The organism is Kiloniella laminariae, assembly GCF_027214005.1.
Taxonomy (GTDB): domain Bacteria; phylum Pseudomonadota; class Alphaproteobacteria; order Kiloniellales; family Kiloniellaceae; genus Kiloniella; species Kiloniella laminariae_A.
Genome location: NZ_JAPWGY010000013.1, coordinates 1 through 17613, shown reverse-complemented (window position 1 = coordinate 17613; position 17613 = coordinate 1). Strand labels below are relative to the sequence as shown.

General features: G+C 52.1%; 18 protein-coding genes and 1 riboswitch. Of the genes, 11 read left to right on the top strand and 7 right to left on the bottom strand.

Annotated features, from left to right (window positions below):
• Window positions 1-89 precede the first annotated feature (89 nt).
• Window positions 90-902 (bottom strand): substrate-binding periplasmic protein, encoded by an 813-nt coding sequence (locus O4H49_RS19305; protein ID WP_269425085.1) that lies wholly within the window; start codon window positions 900-902, stop codon window positions 90-92.
• A gap of 352 nt (window positions 903-1254) precedes the next feature.
• Window positions 1255-1431, top strand: a riboswitch (cobalamin riboswitch).
• Between the two features lie 38 nt (window positions 1432-1469).
• On the opposite strand from O4H49_RS19305, the gene bluB reads away from it, so the two are divergent.
• Window positions 1470-2297 carry a 5,6-dimethylbenzimidazole synthase gene (gene bluB, locus O4H49_RS19300; protein ID WP_269425084.1) on the top strand — a complete coding sequence of 276 codons (828 nt, stop codon included), beginning with the start codon at window positions 1470-1472 and terminating at the stop codon, window positions 2295-2297.
• A 75-nt stretch (window positions 2298-2372) separates the two neighbouring features.
• Here bluB and O4H49_RS19295 read toward each other — a convergent pair whose 3' ends face one another.
• From O4H49_RS19295 to O4H49_RS19280, 4 genes are all read right to left on the bottom strand, one after another.
• Window positions 2373-2894, bottom strand: coding sequence for a GlcG/HbpS family heme-binding protein (locus O4H49_RS19295; protein ID WP_269425083.1), 522 nt, complete (start codon window positions 2892-2894; stop codon window positions 2373-2375).
• A gap of 131 nt (window positions 2895-3025) precedes the next feature.
• A complete protein-coding gene (locus tag O4H49_RS19290) occupies window positions 3026-3640 on the bottom strand; it encodes a response regulator transcription factor (protein WP_269425082.1) in 615 nt (204 codons plus the stop codon).
• 13 nt (window positions 3641-3653) lie between these two features.
• Window positions 3654-5279 (bottom strand): sensor histidine kinase, encoded by a 1626-nt coding sequence (locus O4H49_RS19285; RefSeq protein WP_269425081.1) that lies wholly within the window; start codon window positions 5277-5279, stop codon window positions 3654-3656.
• Between the two features lie 166 nt (window positions 5280-5445).
• Window positions 5446-6327, bottom strand: a complete 882-nt coding sequence (locus tag O4H49_RS19280) for a LysR substrate-binding domain-containing protein (RefSeq protein ID WP_269425080.1) — start codon at window positions 6325-6327, stop codon at window positions 5446-5448.
• Between the two features lie 196 nt (window positions 6328-6523).
• Between O4H49_RS19280 and O4H49_RS19275 the strand changes: the two genes are divergently transcribed.
• From O4H49_RS19275 to phnY, 3 genes are all read left to right on the top strand, one after another.
• Entirely contained in the window at window positions 6524-7681 is a 1158-nt protein-coding gene (locus O4H49_RS19275; RefSeq protein ID WP_269425079.1) for a 2-aminoethylphosphonate--pyruvate transaminase, read from the top strand.
• A gap of 78 nt (window positions 7682-7759) precedes the next feature.
• Window positions 7760-9010, top strand: coding sequence for a phosphonoacetate hydrolase (phnA, locus tag O4H49_RS19270; RefSeq protein WP_269425078.1), 1251 nt, complete (start codon window positions 7760-7762; stop codon window positions 9008-9010).
• 23 nt (window positions 9011-9033) lie between these two features.
• Window positions 9034-10467 carry a phosphonoacetaldehyde dehydrogenase gene (gene phnY, locus O4H49_RS19265; protein ID WP_269425077.1) on the top strand — a complete coding sequence of 478 codons (1434 nt, stop codon included), beginning with the start codon at window positions 9034-9036 and terminating at the stop codon, window positions 10465-10467.
• 307 nt (window positions 10468-10774) lie between these two features.
• On the opposite strand, the gene O4H49_RS19260 is transcribed toward phnY, so the two are convergent.
• Entirely contained in the window at window positions 10775-11692 is a 918-nt protein-coding gene (locus tag O4H49_RS19260; RefSeq protein WP_269425076.1) for a LysR family transcriptional regulator, read from the bottom strand.
• A gap of 146 nt (window positions 11693-11838) precedes the next feature.
• On the opposite strand from O4H49_RS19260, the gene O4H49_RS19255 reads away from it, so the two are divergent.
• From O4H49_RS19255 to O4H49_RS19245, 3 genes are read left to right on the top strand one after another with little or no spacing between them, the layout of a single operon-like run.
• Window positions 11839-12951, top strand: coding sequence for an alkene reductase (locus O4H49_RS19255; protein WP_269425075.1), 1113 nt, complete (start codon window positions 11839-11841; stop codon window positions 12949-12951).
• Window positions 12948-13289 (top strand): cupin domain-containing protein, encoded by a 342-nt coding sequence (locus O4H49_RS19250; RefSeq protein ID WP_269425074.1) that lies wholly within the window; start codon window positions 12948-12950, stop codon window positions 13287-13289. The genes O4H49_RS19255 and O4H49_RS19250 overlap by 4 nt, the downstream gene beginning before the upstream one ends.
• Before the next feature lie 38 nt (window positions 13290-13327).
• Window positions 13328-14338: a zinc-binding alcohol dehydrogenase family protein gene (locus tag O4H49_RS19245; RefSeq protein ID WP_269425073.1), complete on the top strand. Its 1011-nt coding sequence runs from the start codon at window positions 13328-13330 to the stop codon at window positions 14336-14338.
• Between the two features lie 203 nt (window positions 14339-14541).
• Here the strand turns inward: O4H49_RS19245 and O4H49_RS19240 are convergent, their stop codons facing one another.
• Window positions 14542-14727: a hypothetical protein gene (locus O4H49_RS19240; protein WP_269425072.1), complete on the bottom strand. Its 186-nt coding sequence runs from the start codon at window positions 14725-14727 to the stop codon at window positions 14542-14544.
• Between the two features lie 57 nt (window positions 14728-14784).
• Here O4H49_RS19240 and O4H49_RS19235 point away from each other — a divergent pair, with 57 nt between their 5' ends.
• The 4 genes from O4H49_RS19235 (at window position 14785) to O4H49_RS19220 (ending at window position 17543) form a co-directional block, all read left to right on the top strand.
• A complete protein-coding gene (locus tag O4H49_RS19235; RefSeq protein ID WP_269425071.1) occupies window positions 14785-15504 on the top strand; it encodes a hypothetical protein in 720 nt (239 codons plus the stop codon).
• Between the two features lie 87 nt (window positions 15505-15591).
• Window positions 15592-16314, top strand: a complete 723-nt coding sequence (locus O4H49_RS19230) for a hypothetical protein (RefSeq protein WP_269425070.1) — start codon at window positions 15592-15594, stop codon at window positions 16312-16314.
• A gap of 106 nt (window positions 16315-16420) precedes the next feature.
• Complete coding sequence (locus O4H49_RS19225) at window positions 16421-17038, top strand: Crp/Fnr family transcriptional regulator (protein ID WP_269425069.1); 618 nt, start codon at window positions 16421-16423, stop codon at window positions 17036-17038.
• Between the two features lie 265 nt (window positions 17039-17303).
• On the top strand, window positions 17304-17543 hold the full coding sequence (locus tag O4H49_RS19220) for a hypothetical protein (protein ID WP_269425068.1): 240 nt from the start codon (window positions 17304-17306) through the stop codon (window positions 17541-17543).
• The last annotated feature ends 70 nt before the right edge of the window (window positions 17544-17613 follow it).

The following is a 17613-nucleotide window of genomic DNA, read 5'->3' as shown; positions in this document are numbered from 1 at the left end:
AAAAGACAAAGGCAAAGTGACATAATGCCGCTCAGGCAGGGGGCGAACAGCCAGGATTCATGACGCAATAAATACAGGAACAGGGTTCTTTATTCTGCCCTGCTGGTAATAAGCCCCATATGTCTGGTGATAATCTGTTCAATTACCCCTTCCTTTTGCATGGCTCGCAGGGCTTCATTGAGATCCCTGAGGCGTTTGGCACAGTTTGCTTCGCGGTTTATCAGGGCATACATGGCATTGGAGAGGATCGGTTCAGGCAGAACGCTAACCTGACCTTTGAGGCCGAGATCGCGGATATGTTGCAGGCCTTCGACATACCCCAAAACAGCATAGTCAGCCCGGTCGTTGACCAGCATGGTGATCATATTGTCGCTTTGGGGGACCTGAACAAAGTTGAGATGCTCTTTGGCAAAATGGTCAAAATCATCCCCGAGGGAGCCGCCAAGGAGTCTCAGGCCCGTACGCCCGATCAGGTCTTCAGGGGTAGAGAGCGGGAATTCATTTCCGGCTTTGACAAATACATTAAGGTCATCGGTGCCGATCTTTTCAGAGTAGTGGTATTTTAAAGCCCGTTCCGAGTTCCAGTAGGCCCCGAGCACGATATCCAGGTTGCCTGTTTCCAGATCATAGAGAATGCGTTTCCACGGGCGGTCGTCCTGGACTTCCATGGTCAGGCCAATCCGCGCCAGAGCTTCGCGCATGCCGTCAATGACAATTCCTGTCAGTTCGCCTTTATCGGTGCGATAGGAAAAGGGGTACCAGTTGTTGATCCCGTTCGCGGAAAAGGAAGTGCAGTTTTCGGTTGCATGAACGAGAGGAGATAGGGGCAGGTTTATTCCAAAGAAGAACAAAACCAGAGTGAGGGGTCTAAGGGGGGACAGCATTGATCGGGCAGTCATCATTGCAAGAAAACCCGCTAAAAAGTGGTGATATCAAGAGAAGTACATTCCCGAAAACACGATCACGATATCACAGACGGTTGTGAATACAAAACTGTAGCTGCAGAAGGCGGTTGTTGCTGTGATTAAGGCAGGTGTTGTCTGTGACATTTTGCCACTGAAAGGATTTTGTGGTCGTATTAGTATGTTATCTATCTGATATTATTATTTATTATGATTTTTTTGATGTGATTTTACTCTTCCGTACACCCTTGATTTTGACAGATTTCTCTTCGTAGTATCATGGGCCGGGTAATGCTTTATCCGGCTCCATTTTTTTCAGGTGTCTTGTTCCCTGGCTTGCTGATGACTGGTCTGAACGGTTCAGAAGTGAGGCGGATACGAGAATAATCGGGAAGGCGGTGAAAATCCGCCACGTGCCCAGCGCTGTGAAGGGGATTGGCAGGCAAATGCCCACTGGAGAGTTTTCCGGGAAGGGGCCTGACCAAGAGGAACCTGAGTCAGAAGACCGGCCTGAAAAGATACAAAAGCATGTCTGGAAAGCAGGCTTTCCCATAAAAGGGGACTGATATGGAAATTCTGAACAATAATACCGTAATAGCAGATATAAATTCCTCCGCTGCTGACAGGCAGGGCGCCGTCAGCGAGGCCTTCCGTTTTTCTGATGGAGACCGACGGGCGCTCTATCAGACAATCTTTTCACGGCGGGATGTGCGGGGCCAGTTCTTGCAGGACAGTATTCCTGAATCTGTCCTGAGCCGTGTGTTGATGGCGGCTCATTATGCGCCTTCGGTCGGTTTTATGCAGCCCTGGAATTTTGTTGTTATCAAGTCGGGTGAGACCAAACAACAGGTCCGTCGTTTGTTTGACAAAGCGCATAATGAAGCTGCCGAAATGTTCCCTGCGGACAAGCGCGAAGTTTATCGAAACCTCAAGCTGGAAGGCATTCTTGAAGCCCCGATCAATATTTGTATTACCTGTGACAAACAGCGGGCCGGACCGGTGGTTGTGGGGCGGACACACATTCCGGAAATGGATGTCTACAGTTCAGTCTGTGCTGTACAGAACCTGTGGCTTGCTGCCAGAGCAGAAGGGCTTGGACTGGGGTGGGTCAGTATTCTGGACCCGCTATCTTTAAAGGAGCTATTGGAAATTCCAGAGGGGGTGGTGCCGGTGGCCTATATCTGTCTGGGATATGTTTCCCGCTTTTTTGATAAACCGGAACTGCAATCAGCGGGCTGGAGGCCGCGTTTGCCACTGGCCGAGCTGGTCAATTTTGAGCGTTACGGCAGACCAGCCGGCGATGACTCTGGTGAAAAGCTGCTTGCCCGGATTTCATCAGATCAGCAAGAGCTTGAGACGAAGGGATATCAGCCGGGTTTTGTATCGGCGGAATAGTTGCCTGAAAAGGATTGGGGAGGCACTTTGGCCTCCCCAAGCGAAACCGGGTCAAGGTATCGGAAAATACCCAGGTTATTCAGCGCCAATACTGTCGAGGCCAGCCTTTGCACAGACCTGGTCTTTGTCACCACCTGGGGCACCGCCCACACCGATACCGCCGACCAGAACGCCATTGATCTTGATCGGCAAGCCACCTCCGAGGATCACCATCCGGGGATCCATGTCCCGAAGACCATCCAGCTCGCGGTGTTCTTTAAGGAAGTTGGCCAGATCGAGGGTGTTGCGTCCCATGCTGGCGGCGGTGAAAGCTTTACCTGTACTGCTGCCGACGGTGTGCGGGCCGGAATTATCCCCCTTGATCAGGACTTTGGTTGCGCCAGAACGCTCCACTACGGCGACCGAAACATTGAAACCATCAGCGATACACTGGGCCATGGCTGCATCCGCGGCCTTTTGGGCCAGTTCCAGAGGCAGGTAGGGAGAACTGGGCAGTTCTGCAGCCTGTACCGAAGACAAACCTGACAGAAAAATCATGGAAGCCAACGCGGTTGCACCAAAATTACGGGAGAATTTAAGGATAGACGTGTTGCTCATAGGACATACTCCAATAGGGAACGCGGGGTTTATATTGGAGTTGTTGTAGCATCCCGGGAGCAGCAGCCATATTCGTAGCGTCCGGGGGCATACTCCGTAGCACTACGGAGAGAAAGGAGCGTTTTGAAGTTCTATGAGGTTGCCGGGGCACTTTCGAGGACAATGCGGGTCATTTCAGCCACCGATGTGGTTTTAAGCTTTGTGGCGATGTTTTTACGATGGCTTTCAACCGTGCGCGGCGATAGGGCCAGAGACAAGGCAATCTCCTTGGTTGTCCAGCCCTGGGTTATCATGTTGAGAATTTCCCGTTCCCGGCTGGATAGCTGATCAAGAAGATCCCGGTTTTCGGTGATTTCGGCCAACTGGTTTTCATGCCTGTCCAGCTGCGCATGCGCCTTCTGGATTGCATCGATCAGGTCCTGCTCGTCAATCGGCTTACTCAGAAAATCAACAGCGCCATTACGAAAAGCCTGCCGACAGGCATTGATATCCCCATGACCACTGATAACGATAATGGGCCAGTCACTGTTGGCTGCAACCAGCCTTTCCTGAAGCTTGAGGCCGGAGAGCCCGGGCATCCGAATATCGAGAATGATACAGCCGGGAGCCAGAGCGGCGAGTTTGTCGAGAAAGGAAAACGGATCGGGAAACCCCTGTACCTTCATGCCAATGGTTTCGAGCAGCAGTGTCAGTCCTTCGCGTACTGCTGCGTCATCATCAACGAGATAAATCATCTTTTCAGACATTCTGTCGGGTCCGTTATTTTTTGCCAGCTGCTGGCGATGCCGAAGGTAGCGAGACTGTTGCGCAGGCACCGCCGCCGGATTGATTGATCAGTGTCAGGGTGCCGTCGAAACGTTGAAGGATACTTTCAGAAAGTGAAAGGCCAAGACCCATGCCGTTTTCCTTGGTTGAATGAAAGGGCTCAAACAGCCGCGGAAGTGTTTCGCTTGGGATGCCACAGCCACTGTCGCTGATCTGAATAATATTCTGGTTGCCTTGTGCTCTACTTTCCACGGCAATACGCCTAATATCATCCTTCTGGTCTTCGATAGCTTCAGCGCTGTTACGTACCAGATTAAAGATAACCTGTTCGATCTGGACGGGGTCGCATTTACTGAGCAATGGTTGATTGTCGAGTTTCAGCTGTAAAACAATATTGCGTTCTTTCAGATCTGTGTTCATTAAATCAACAACCCCGCGGATGATCTGGTTCAGATCAATAAGCTGCACGACGGTAGCATCACGTTTTGTCCAGTTGCGCAGTCGGGTCAAAATCTCACCGGCCCGTTTGGATTGCAGCACGTTTGCTTCCAATGCACTGATCAATGCATCCCGTTTGAGGGGGGTGCTTTTGAGCAGGTGCAGACTCGCCTGGCTCTGGCTTAGAATTGCTGTCAGCGGCTGATTCAGTTCATGGGCAATGCCTGATGCCATTTCCCCCAGAGAATTGATCCGTGAGGCCTGTGCAATCCGGGCTTCCTGTCGTCCCAAGAGGGCCTTTGCCTGAGCGTCTCTGGTTGCAGATCTCTGTTTTAACAGAGTGTTCCCTCCCAACAGGGCAAGGGCTAGCAGGGCCGAGAACCCAAGAATAACCGTTAAAGGCAGCAGGCTGTTCAACGGCGGGGATTGTTTGACCCGCAAGGTGAGGGGCTGGCTCTGGCTTCCAAGCTGCTGTTCAAAGGTCAGGGCATCTGGTGAGATCAGTCGGGTCATCCAGCTTTCCGTCAAAGAGCTGTTCGATACAGATGAGGCGTTCCCGGCCGGGGAGAGAATATTCTCTCCCGAGGGGAGATCCAGCCACAGGTCAACATCGTTTGAGAAAGAAGTTTCTGCCGTTACCAGTTGTGCACTGTCGATGGTGAGGGCCAGGCCATAGCGTGCAGCGGGGCTGTTCGGGGACCGTTTGACCAGCAGGTATTGCCCGCGGGTTTCGGAAAGAGGCAGACCGGTCAAATCTCCAAGGGGCAAAAGAGCCAGTGCTCCAGTGGATGTCACGGCTGCTTCTTTAATGGTCAAGGCCAACAGTTCGGTGGTCTGATCCCGGGGGCGGGTGGTCATGATCCAGAGCGGTGAATCCGGATTGAGTGAGATAACATCAATGGCCAGAATGCGGGGATAGAATTTTTGAACTGTCTGGGCAACTTCAACCATCTGTGCCAGTGGCGGGATTTCTCCGGTGTTGACCAGGGCAGAGAGATTGGTCAGGTGAGCATCGTGCTGGTCTGCACGTTGGGACAGGCCTTGTGACAGACTTTGTGCTTGCTGTTCCAGCTGTTCAGACAAGAGGTCATGACGCTGGTCGATCGTAAACAGGCCGAACAGAAATGTGAGGATTCCCCATAGCAGGAATAGTCTGAAAGTTCGGGGGAGCGATTGGATCATTTCATGTCTGCTTTTGATGCGATGCGCCGAATACTGTTATAAAGGTCGAATTGAAAAATTTTGAGCCAGTAGATCACGAGAGTATATCGAGACTTTAGACCAATAACGATTGAATAGACGATATTTCCTTGAACTACGGGGACTGAAATCTTGCGGACCGTTCGTGTTATTTGACGAAACCTGATGCTGTCGAGCTCTGGATCTGGTCAAAAAAAGCACGGATAACCGGGCTGTCTTTTTGCTCTTTCAGACAGGCGACATATTCCAGCCCCTCAAGCTGGACATCCCTGACGGTCAGGCCGTGCAGGCGGGTGTCGTTGCCGAACTCGCTTTCGAACACCACCCCGATACCCAGACCGGAAGCCACAGCTTCGCGCACGGCTTCACGGCTGCCGATTTCAAGAGTTTCAAGCAGTTTGACGCCCGCGCTTTCCAGCGCGCTTTCAAAAATCTTGCGGGTGACGGAACCTTTTTCACGCAGGATAATGCGATGATGTACCAGTTCGGTAATGCTGATGCTGCGCCGGGCAGCCCAGGGATGGTTGCGATCGACAAAGACGATCAGGGGTTCCCGTTTGAGCGGGGCGGCATGCAGGCGGCGATCTTCTTGAATGTTGGGCATGATAACCACATCGGATTTACGCTCGAACAGACCCTGTAACACCTGTTGCGAGTTACCGAAGCTCATGGAGAAATTGATCCCCGGATAAAGTCTGCTGAAGGTCGCGAGCAGTGGTACCACATGATAGGGGGCATCGGCGGCGACGCGGAGCTGGCCCGACATCAGGCCCCGGGCGGAAAGCAGCACCTGTTCGGCTTCGAGTTCTACTGCAAACTGGCGCAGGGTGACGGCATGCAGGCGGCGCCCGATCTCGGTGATCTCGATTCCACGTCCCCGGCGTTCGAAGAGTTTTACCCCATAGGTTTCTTCCAGGGCAGCGACCTGACCAGACAGGGTCGGCTGGGTTACATTGAGGACGTCGGCAGCCTTGGTAAAGCTGCCTTCACTGGCCACGGCGTGGAACGCTCTGATCTGCGCATGATTCATAGGTCAAACCAATTTGTAATATAAAAAGTATCGATTTGATTTATGATACAGAGTCGCGGCATATAGAGCAAGACGTTCGGAGGGCTCGCAGAGAAATCGCACAGGCGGGTTCCGGACCAAAGAATTTCTAACCCGGGATTGTTCAGGGTTCAGCCCTGTCGGTCCTTACGCTTTCGGATCAAACGAGGAGATCCTTATGTCTGACAAGACATCTGCCGTTGCTGTTTCCCCATCTGGTGATCCCTGGTTGCTGACACCAGGCCCGCTGACAACTTCTGTGACAACCAAACAGGCCATGCTGCATGACTATGGGTCACGGGACAAAAAGTTCATCGAGATCAACCGCCGTGTGCGCAGCAGCCTGCTCAACATTATCAATGGCAAGGATGATTTCGTCTGTGTGCCACTTCAGGGCAGCGGAACCTTTTCTGTAGAAGCGATGCTGGGGACACTGTTGCCGCGGGACGGCAAGCTTTTGATACTGGTCAATGGTGCCTATGGTCGCCGCATGGCCAAGATCTGTGATTATTACAAACGGGCCTACGAAATTCTTGAGTACCCGGAAGATCAGCCGGTCAGTGTTGCCGATCTCGATGCCCGTCTGGGCGCTGACAAGGCGATTACCCACGTTGCGGTAATCCATTGCGAGACAACATCGGGTGTATTGAACCCGATTGCCGAAGTGGCCCATATGGTCGAAAAGCACGGCCGTTCGCTGCTGATTGATTCCATGTCCGCCTTTGCCGCGCTGCCGGTTGATGCCAGCAAGATCCGCTTTGATGCTGTGGCGGCATCTTCGAACAAGTGCCTCGAAGGTGTGCCGGGGATGGGGTTTGTTCTGGTCCGTCGTTCGGTGCTGGAAAAGACCGAAGGCAATGCGCCCTCGCTGGTGCTGGATCTTTATGACCAGTGGGTGCAGATGGAAAAGACCGATCAGTGGCGCTTTACCCCGCCGACACACTGTATCGTTGCTTTTGAACAGGCGATCCGCGAGTTCGAGGAAGAAGGTGGTGTCGAAGGCCGCGGTGGTCGTTATGCGTCCAACTGCAAAACCCTGGTGGATGGCATGCGGGCCATGGGTTTTGAAACCCTGCTGCCCGATCATCTGCAGGCCCCGATTATCGTGACGTTCCACAAGCCGACCGATCCGAAGTTTGATTTCCAGAACTTCTATGACCGTCTGGCCGAGCGCGGGTATCTGATCTATCCGGGCAAGCTGACAGTGGCAGATTCATTCCGGGTTGGCTGTATCGGTCGCATGGGCAATGATGACATCCGCGCAGCCTTGGCTGTGATCAAGGAAACCATCGTGGAAATGGGCGTGAAAAACTGCGCACCTGCCGCTGCTGCCTAAAAATTACATTCCTACCGCAGGCCTGTTTTTGAAAAGAAACAGGCCTGCGGTAAAGACACTAAAATCGGGAGATATCCTATGAGTGCTGGTAAACTCGTTCAGGCCAATGGCCGCCTTTACAAACGTTCCGAACGCCCCATCGTGGTTGTCTGTGTCGATGGCAGCGAACCGGATTATATGGAAGTGGCCATGAAAGCCGGGCGGATGCCCTGGCTGAAAAAGCTGATCGACAGCGGCGTGAACACCAACCGGATTGCTGAATCCGTGGTGCCAAGTTTCACCAACCCGAACAACCTCTCTATCGTCAGCGGTTGCCCGCCACGTTATCACGGGATCTGCGGCAACTACTTCTATAATCAGGAGACTGGTGAAGAAGAACTGATGAACGCGCCGACCTATTATCGCGCCAAAACCATTTTCTCTTCCTATCAGGATGCGGGGGCCAAAGTTGCCGTAGTGACTGCCAAGGACAAACTTCGCCTGCTGCTGGGCCATGGTCTGGATTACAGCAAGGGCAATGCGATTTGTTTCTCTGCTGAAAAATCTGATGCAGCCACAATCGCGGACAATGGTATTGAAAACGTCAACGAATTTGTCGGCAAGCCCGTTCCGTCCGTATACAGTTCTGATCTGTCCGAATTTGTCTTTGCCGCTGGTGTGAAGCTGCTGGAAACAGTCCGTCCGGAAATCATGTATCTCTCCACCACCGACTTCATCCAGCACAAGTATGCCCCTGATGAAGAAGGCGCGCTGGCTTTCTATGAAATGATGGATGGCTACTGGGCCCAGCTGGATGCCCTTGGGGCGGTTCTGACCCTGACAGCGGATCACGGGATGAACCCGAAACACGCCGCTGATGGCAAGCCGAATGTGCTTTATCTGCAGGATCTGCTGGATGAGTGGTACGGCAAGGACCAGGCACGGGTTATCCTGCCGATCACAGATCCCTATGTGGTGCACCATGGTGCGCTGGGGTCTTTTGCTACGGCCTATCTGCCCAAGGGCGTTTCAACTGACGAAGCAGTAAAGCGTCTTTCCGCGGTTGATGGTGTTGAGCTGGCGATTTCTGGACCTGCCGGTTGTGCCATGCTGGAGCTACCGGAAGACCGTATGGGTGACATCATTGTCATCTCTGAACGTCATCTGGCGATCGGAACATCGGAATCCCGGCACGATCTTTCGGCGCTGGACCGTCCCTTGCGCACCCACGGCGGGCTGACAGAACAGAAAGTACCGTTCATCAGCAACCGTCCGATGCCGGGGATCCCGTCTGACATGCGCCTGCGGAACTTTGATGCCTTCTATTGCTCCGTAAACTACGCCGAATAACCGGTAGAATTGAGGATATAGCTATGTCTGTAAAGATTATTGGCCACGAGCCGATGCGCATTGCCGGTAAACTGGTGGATACCGAAGGCCGCATTGATGTGCATTACCCCTATACCAATGAAGTTGTTGGTTCAGTGCCTCGTGGTACGGCGGCGCATGCCCGCGAAGCTTTCGAGATTGCGGCAAATTATAACTCGTCCCTGACCCGTTATGACCGTCAGCAGATCCTGTTCCGTATTGCCGAGACCCTGGTCCGTCGCAAGGAAGAAATTTCTGACGTGATTACAGCTGAATCAGGTCTGTGCAAAAAAGACTCTCTCTATGAAGTCGGCCGGGCCTATGACGTCTATACCCTTGCCGGGCAGATGTGCATTCTGGACGATGGCGAGATCTATTCCTGTGATATCACGCCGCACGGCAAACAGCGCAAGATCTATACCGAACGTGAGCCGCTGAAAGCTATTTCAGCAATCACCCCCTTCAACCACCCGCTAAACATGATCTCGCACAAGATCGCCCCGGCAATTGCGACCAACAACTGTATCGTCTGCAAGCCAACGGAAAAAACCCCGCTGACTGCCCTGTTGCTGGCTGATATCATCTATGAAGCAGGTCTGCCGAAAGAAATGCTGTCGATCATCACCGGCCTGCCGGAAGATCTCGGCAACGAGTTCATCACCAACAAGAATATTGAACTGGTGACCTTTACCGGTGGTGTGCCGGTTGGCAAGTATATCGCTGAAAATGCCGGTTATCGCCGCACAGTGCTCGAGCTTGGCGGCAATGCACCGCTGATCGTTATGGAAGATGCCGACCTCGACAAAGCGGCTGAGCTGGCGGTTTCGGGCGCGACCAAAAACTCTGGTCAGCGTTGTACAGCGGTCAAACGCATTCTGGTGGTCGAGGAAGTTGCTGATGAACTTTCCCGACTGATCCTGGAAAAAGCCAAGAAGCTGAAATACGGTGATCCGATGGACCCGGAAACGGATCTGGGCACCGTGATTGACGAGCAATCAGCTATGCTGTTTGAACGTCGGGTCAATGATGCGGTTTCGGTGGGTGCCAAGCTGCTTTATGGCAACAACCGTGAAGGCGCACTCTATCCCCCGACGGTGGTCGATCATGTGCCGTTTGATTGTGAACTGGTACGCGAGGAGACCTTTGGTCCGGCCATTCCGATTATCCGGGTCAAGGATATCGACGATGCGATCCGCGTGTCCAACTCCACAGCTTTTGGTCTGTCTTCCGGTGTTTGTACCGATAACTTCAATTACATCAAACGCTTCATCAAGGAATTGAAAACCGGCACTGTGAACGTCTGGGAAGTACCGGGCTACCGGATCGAGATGTCTCCTTTTGGCGGCATCAAGGATTCCGGCCTGGGTTACAAGGAAGGCGTGATCGAAGCGATGAAGAGCTACACCAACGTCAAAACCTATTCTCTGCCCTGGTTCTAACAGCGGGAGAAAAAGGATTTGGTCACTTAAAGTCCTTGCTGCAAGGCTTTGCCCGCGATTTTGATTGGTTTGATCGCGCTCCATACTCCGCTTCTGACCTGCGGAGGGAGAGAACCCGGTGTCTGCTGCCGATGTTCTGGTGAATAAACTTCAGGGGAAGCTTTCGCTTCCCCTTTTTTTTGCGCTTTGTGATTAAAAAACACAGCCGCGGGCGGCAACGTGTAACGTCTGAGAGAGCTGGTTGTTGATTACCCTTTAAGGATTGATCAAACCTAGGTACAACGATTACTGACGTCTGACCGGGATCTTATGCAAAAGGCTGTTTGGACCTGCCGGGTCCTCTGTCTAACTCTCTGGCAAGGAAGTCGATCATCGTCCGGACCCTTTTGGGCAGTGTTTTCCCCCCGGGGTAAATGATCTGCAGTGTGTTTTCCGGGGCAGAAAAATTCTCGAGCAACGGGATAAGTTCACCTTTGTTCAGATGAAGCTCGACATCCCACTGCGACTTCAGAGCCAATCCGTGCCCCAGTAAACACCAGTGTTTTACCAGTGCTCCATCATTGGCAATCCGGTTGCCACGAACACTGTAGTTTTTCACTTTACCATCGATGACAAAGGGCCATTCCCGGTCTGTGGTCATGCCAAAGCGCATGAGCAGGCAGTTGTGTTCGCTGAGATCATCAGGATGCACAGGCGCCGGGTGTCTGGCAAGATAAGCCGGGGATGCGCAAAGAATACGCCGGTTTGTTCCGATCTTTTTACTGTGCAGGCTGCTGTCCTTGAGCGAGCCAAATCGCAGGGCCAGATCTATCCCCTGAGCCACAAGGTCGATGTAGCCATCCGACAGGCACAGCTCGACGGAAATCTCGGGGTGGTGTTCGATAAATTGATCCACCAGCGGCGCAACACGGTTGCGACCAAGATCAATCGGGGCACTGAGTCGTATGGGACCAGAGAGCTGGGCCACGCCATGCCTGATGCGGCTTTCCAGATCTGTTGCTTCGCTGAGCAGGTTGCGCGCGCCTTCGAACAGGACACGTCCTTCATCTGTGAGACTGATCGCACGGGTCGTCCGGTTGAGCAGTCTGGCATTGTAATGCTTTTCCAGCGAGGCGAGGCGTTCGGTCACGGCGGCAGGAGAAAGGCCAAAATCCCGCCCTGCACTGGCGAGACCTCCTTTTTCCACGATCCGTATAAAAAGGCTGAGCGATGCCAGATGATCCATTATTCAGATTTTCCGAAGTATGTTTTGGATAAAATCCCAATTATTTTATCATGTGGCAAGAATTATCTCATAGGGGAAGAGGAGGTCGGTCTGATGATCCCTCCAGGAGTTATCCTTTTGACCCTAGTTAGAGAGAGCCCCCTGTCATGCGTCACAGCTTGTTTGATCCTTTACGTCTTGGTGCCAATGATCTGCCGAACAGAATTGCAATGGCCCCCATGACCCGTTGCCGGACAACCCAGCCGGGCGACGTCCCGAATGCCTTGATGGCCAGGTACTATGGGCAACGCGCCTCTGCCGGATTGATCATTACGGAAGCCACACAGATTTCGCCGCAAGGGCAGGGCTATTCCTTTACCCCTGGAATCTATTCGCCCGAGCAGGTTGCGGGATGGCGAGGCGTTACTGATGCGGTTCATGCTGAAGGCGGCAAGATTTTTCTGCAGCTGTGGCATGTGGGACGTATGAGCCATGAAACCTTCCACCACGATGGCAAGCCTGTGGCACCTTCGGCCCTTTCCCCGGATGCCCAGGTCTGGGTTGTGGATCCCGTGAGCGGAGAAGGGGGAATGGTGGATTGTCCTTTGCCGCGTGCCTTGGCGCTGGCAGAAATTCCCGGGGTGGTCGAGGATTTTCGCAAAGCGGCGGCCAATGCTGTGGCCGCGGGGTTTGATGGTGTCGAGATCCATGGGGCCAATGGCTATCTGATCGACCAGTTCCTGCGTCGTTCCTCCAACCACCGCGAGGATGCTTATGGTGGAACGCAGGAAAACCGGATCCGCTTTCTGGTGGAAGTTGCTGAAGCTGTTGCCGGAGAAATCGGTGCAGAGAAGACCGGTATCCGTCTGTCGCCCTATATCACTCAGCGCAATATGGCGGATGAGGAAATCATTGAGACCATCCTCTTGGCAGCAGCAGAGCTGGATCGTATCGGGTTGGCTTACATTCACCTGTCTGAAGCGGATTGGGAAGATGCACCGGTTATCCCCGAGGCATTCCGTCACCAGCTCAGGGCTGTGTATCAGGGCGTCATAATTGTTGCCGGGAAATATACCCGTGAACGTGGGGCCAAAATTCTGGAACAAGGTTTGGCCGATATGGTGGCCTATGGGCGTCCTTTTATTGCCAATCCCGATCTGCCGCGGCGTTTCAGGGAAGAACTTGCCCTGACAGACTTTGATCCGGCGACGCTGTTTGGTGGTACGGCAAAGGGTTACGCGGATTATCAACCGGCCGGGCAGAAGGCAGGAGACCAGTGAGCAGCTCCAGAAATGACGAGTTTCTGGCCGCTGCAACAAATGACCGGATCGGCACTGAGCTGGTGTTGGAAACAGCGGAGATGAAGGTGTGGCATCTACGGCTTGAGCCGGGAGAGCGCTTGCCCGCCCACCGCCATGACCGTCCTTACTTCTGGAGCGTTCTGACCGATGGTATGGGGCGATCCTGTTTTGGTGACGGGCGGGAGGTCGACATCATCTATCAGGCCGGGGAAACCCGGCATTTTGCCGACCTTACTTCCGAGAACGGCTTTGTTCACGATCTGACGAATACAGGCAAGAGTACGCTGGTGTTCGTCACGGTTGAGTTCTCCCGTTGACATCAACGATACCAAACGATTTTTAAAGGAAAAATGAAATGAAAGCTGTTGGCCTGACGCGTTATCTCCCTGTGGATCATCCAGAGGTTTTTCTTGATCTTGATTTGCCCAAACCCCTGCCGCAAGGCCAGGATCTGCTGGTTGCCATCAAAGCAGTGGCGGTTAATCCGGTCGATGTCAAAGTCCGGGCTCCCAAGGATAAGGTAGAGGAGGTGCCACGTATTCTGGGGTGGGATGCCAGTGGGATTGTCGAGGCCGTCGGCCCGGATGTGACCCTGTTTCAGCCGGGAGATGAGGTGTACTACGCCGGTGATATAACCCGTTCGGGCAGCAATGCCGAATATCAGTTGATCGATCAGCGTATTGTCGGCCACAAGCCGAAAAGCCTTTCGTTTGCGGAAGCCGCAGCCCTGCCGCTGACCAGTATCACCGCCTATGAGGCTTTTTTCGATCGCTTGGCGATAGATCCGGCGGGTAAAGATGAAGGGCAGACTATTCTGATTATCGGTGCCGCCGGGGGTGTCGGATCTATTGGCATTCAATTGGCCAAACAGGCCGGACTGACCGTGATTGCCACAGCCTCTCGTCCGGAAACGATCAACTGGGTAAAGGAACTGGGGGCTGACCATGTGATCAATCACCATCACTCGCTGGTCGATCAGGTCCGGGCGCTGGGGATGACTTTTGTCGATCATATCGCCATTTTCAATGACATGCGTCATTGGGATGCCGCGGTTGAGTTGATCCGCCCCCAGGGAGGAATTGTCTCAATTGATGACACGGATCTGCCGATGCCAATGGGCGGAATGAAAATGAAGGCCGCCAGCCTGCATTGGGAATTCATGTTTGCCAGATCCATGCATCAGACGCCGGATATGATCGAACAGCACAGACTTCTGAATCACATCGCAACCGAAATTGACAAGGGGCACTTGCGCAGCACTCTCAATGAGGTCATACGGCCGATTAACGCTGAAAACCTTGGCAAAGCCCACGCAAAAATCGAAACCGGGGCGGCAAAAGGCAAACTGGTTCTCGAAGGGTTCTGATCCTGACGAAAAGGGCAATTTGTTGGGGATGATCAAGTAAAGCATCATCCCGATCCCGACAGCGCTTTTGTCTTTTGATGCTGTTGCTGGGAAATTGAGCAATTGTGACGAGAATAAAAGTACTTATCCGTTGCCTTGACCCGGTAAATTGAGGTATTAGAGGAACTGGAAGGCGGCTTGACATTTTAGGTGTTTGTGTCAGGTTAGCTTAACTTGGGCTGCGGCAGATGCTGCAGCCCTTTTTCTTTTTTCTGTTTATACCGATGGTTTTTCCCTGTTGTTTTTCGCGGGCAAGAGCGAATGCTCCGCAAAGGAATAAAGCCTCCGGCTGGTAGGCGTAATTGTTTTTCCTGCTTCGGTTGCTGGTTAACGAAAAGATCGTAATCCATTGTTTATTCGTGTACTATTGATCTTGTACAGTACGGATAAATGAAGGGCTGTAATCGTTGAAGAGATTGTATCTCCAGCTGTCTGGTATTCTGTTTGTTGGGACTTTGTTCTCTGGTTTAGCGCAGGCCGAAGGAGATGGTGTCTGCCCCCAAGTTCTGTCCTCTGTCAGCAACAGCTATCTTAACGAGATAAGCAAGAAGGTTCTTAAATCCGTCTATGCTGAGCTGGGGTGCCCGGTAACAGTGTTGGATGTCCCCGGGCGTCGAGGAATTCTGTTATTTAACAATATGGATGTCGACGGTGAAGTCCTGCGTTTTGATATTGTTGAGCCTCAGTACAGCCGCAAATTTGTACGTTCAAGACGCCCTATGTTTTATGAAGACGGGTCACTGTGGGTCCATCCGGATCCCTTGGTCCGGGATAAGATTCCGACTGGATACGTTCTCGGCATTCTTTGGCATGAAACCTATATGAAGAACCGTAGAGGGAAATCCTACAGCAACTCTAATGACCTGTTGAGGGCATATACTGATGGAGAGATCGGGTCTTTCCTCTATACAGATTCTGCGATGGAGGTTAAGGTTTCCTCTCACAAAATTTCTCCCATTCCCCTAAAAGGCGAGAGGGTTGTTCGTGCACCGATCTATCATTATCTTGGCGCTGAATTCACTCCCTTTATGAGGCGTTTTGCCAAATATCTCGACCAGCATGAACCTTTTTCATTTATCGAAAAAAGAGATGAAAATATCGAAAAAGCTGTTGTGGGAACCCAATGAAGGCCATGTTCAGCTCTCAGATGGAGAGCAAGATAATTCCTGGTCGTCGGCAAGAGTCCGACTGTTCTTTCTTTGGGGGGCGTGCAGGTGAAAAGATCATATCTCCAGCTGCTTGGTGCTTTCTTTTTTCTCTTTTTGTTCCCCGGGCGGGTTCTGGCTGAAGGTGAAGGAGGCTGTCCACAGGTTGTATCGTCTGTCAGCAACAGCTTTCTGGATCAGACCAGCCAAAAAATCCTCAAATCTGTCTATGATGCGCTTGGCTGCTCTGTGACTGTCCTGGCGGTACCGGGACGGCGGGGAATATCATTGTTTAACAGTATGGAGGTTGATGGTGAGCTTCACCGGTTTGATATTGTTGAACCTCACTACAGTCGTGAATTTGTCCGCTCCAGTCGTCCGATGTTTTACCAAGATGGATCTCTTTGGCTGCACCCTGATCTGCAAGTACGCGAGACGCGCCCGACCGGATATCTTTTTGGGGTTATCTGGCAGGAAAATTACATGAAAAACCATCGTGGAAAGGTCTTTAACAGCTCGGAAGAGTTGGTAAAAGCCTATCAAACAGGGGAAATCGGGTCGTTCCTCTATACCGATTTTATAATGATGACAAAAATTACCGAGGGAGAAGTTTTACCTGTGCCGCAGAAGGGGGGGAGAATTATCCACGCACCACTTTATCATTACCTGGGGGTGGAGTTTACGCCCTTTATGGCCCGCTTTTCCCAATATCTCGATCAGCACGAGCCTTTCGCTGTTCTGGAAGATATGAAGGTTGATCATAAAGGCAAAGCAGCTGTGGTAACCCAGTAAAAATATTCCCTGTTGTCGAACAGAAGAAAAGTGAGGCTTAATCTGGTGGGGAAGGCATCTTGTTGCTCACCCTTTTTTATTTCCTGAAATTACGGTGCTGTGTTGAATGACGGTGGCTCGACAAAACAAAGACAGCTGGGGCTTGCTTGCGATTGAAACTCTGCGTGCTTCGATGGAAGAATACTGTTCCCTGTCTGATCAGACCTGGAATGAATTTTCGCGCATTCTCTCGCCCCGGGTATTAAAGCGCCATGCTGTATGGTTTCTCGCGGGCGAGATTCCTTCGTCATTCGGTTTTGTTTTCAGCGGGTTGTTGCGTTTCTATGTCACAGATACAAAAGGAAACGAATACAACAAGGTCTTCTTTCCCGAGGGGACATATCCGGGGTCAATGGTTTCCCTGTTAGAGCAAAAACCGTCGGATTTCTCAATCCAGGCGCTGGAAGAAACCCGGTTGATCACGGTGAACTTTCACAAGTACCGTGAGCTGTTGCAACAATATGAAGACCTGAAGTGGTTTCATATTCTCTATCTGGAAAAGAACTGGGTCCTGGCCAAGGAAAGCCGTGAAGTCGCCCTGGTGCAGGAGAATGCGACCCAGCGTTATCTGAGTTTTCGCGAACGCTATCCCGAACTAGAAGCCCGTTTGTCCCAGTATCACATTGCTTCACATATCGGAATTACCCCGACACAGCTAAGCCGGATCCGTACAGCACTGTCGTAATGCATCACCGGGTTTCAAGCGCTTTCTGAAGATTGTCATATTCTCCTGTCGCTGTATTCTCAGGTATTTCCTTTGTCGTGTACACAACTTTTGAGTGTTGAAAGCTGTCAGTCGCAAGTTGGTGTCAAGAGGCTCGGGGAGTCTGTCATGCCTTGGAATATTTGCCGAATTGGAGCTATTGTCTTTTTGGGAGAGGTCAGGGTCTGTTTTGCCCGGTATAATAGTGTTATTCTGCAGGCAGGAGTTCCTTGTTAAGGGATAAAGTATGAAGCTGGTTCTTCTTGCTGCATTGTTTTTTGTTCTCAGCTGGGGAGCTATTGGGGAGGTTCATTCTCAAGGCATCTATACCTGTCCACAAAAAATCGGAGTGATTAGTGGTAATGATCTGACGACGGCTGCTATCGAGCCGTTTAAAGAGGTTTATCAAGCTTTGGGGTGCCCGGTCGAAATTCTGCAACTCCCCGGGCGTCGGGGTATCGCCCATTTTAAAGCGTTTTTCTTTTGATCTGAATCGGTTTCGGGATTCCCAAAAGCGGTATTCTATGATTCACTTTCGGGAGGAGGTGTTTCATGGG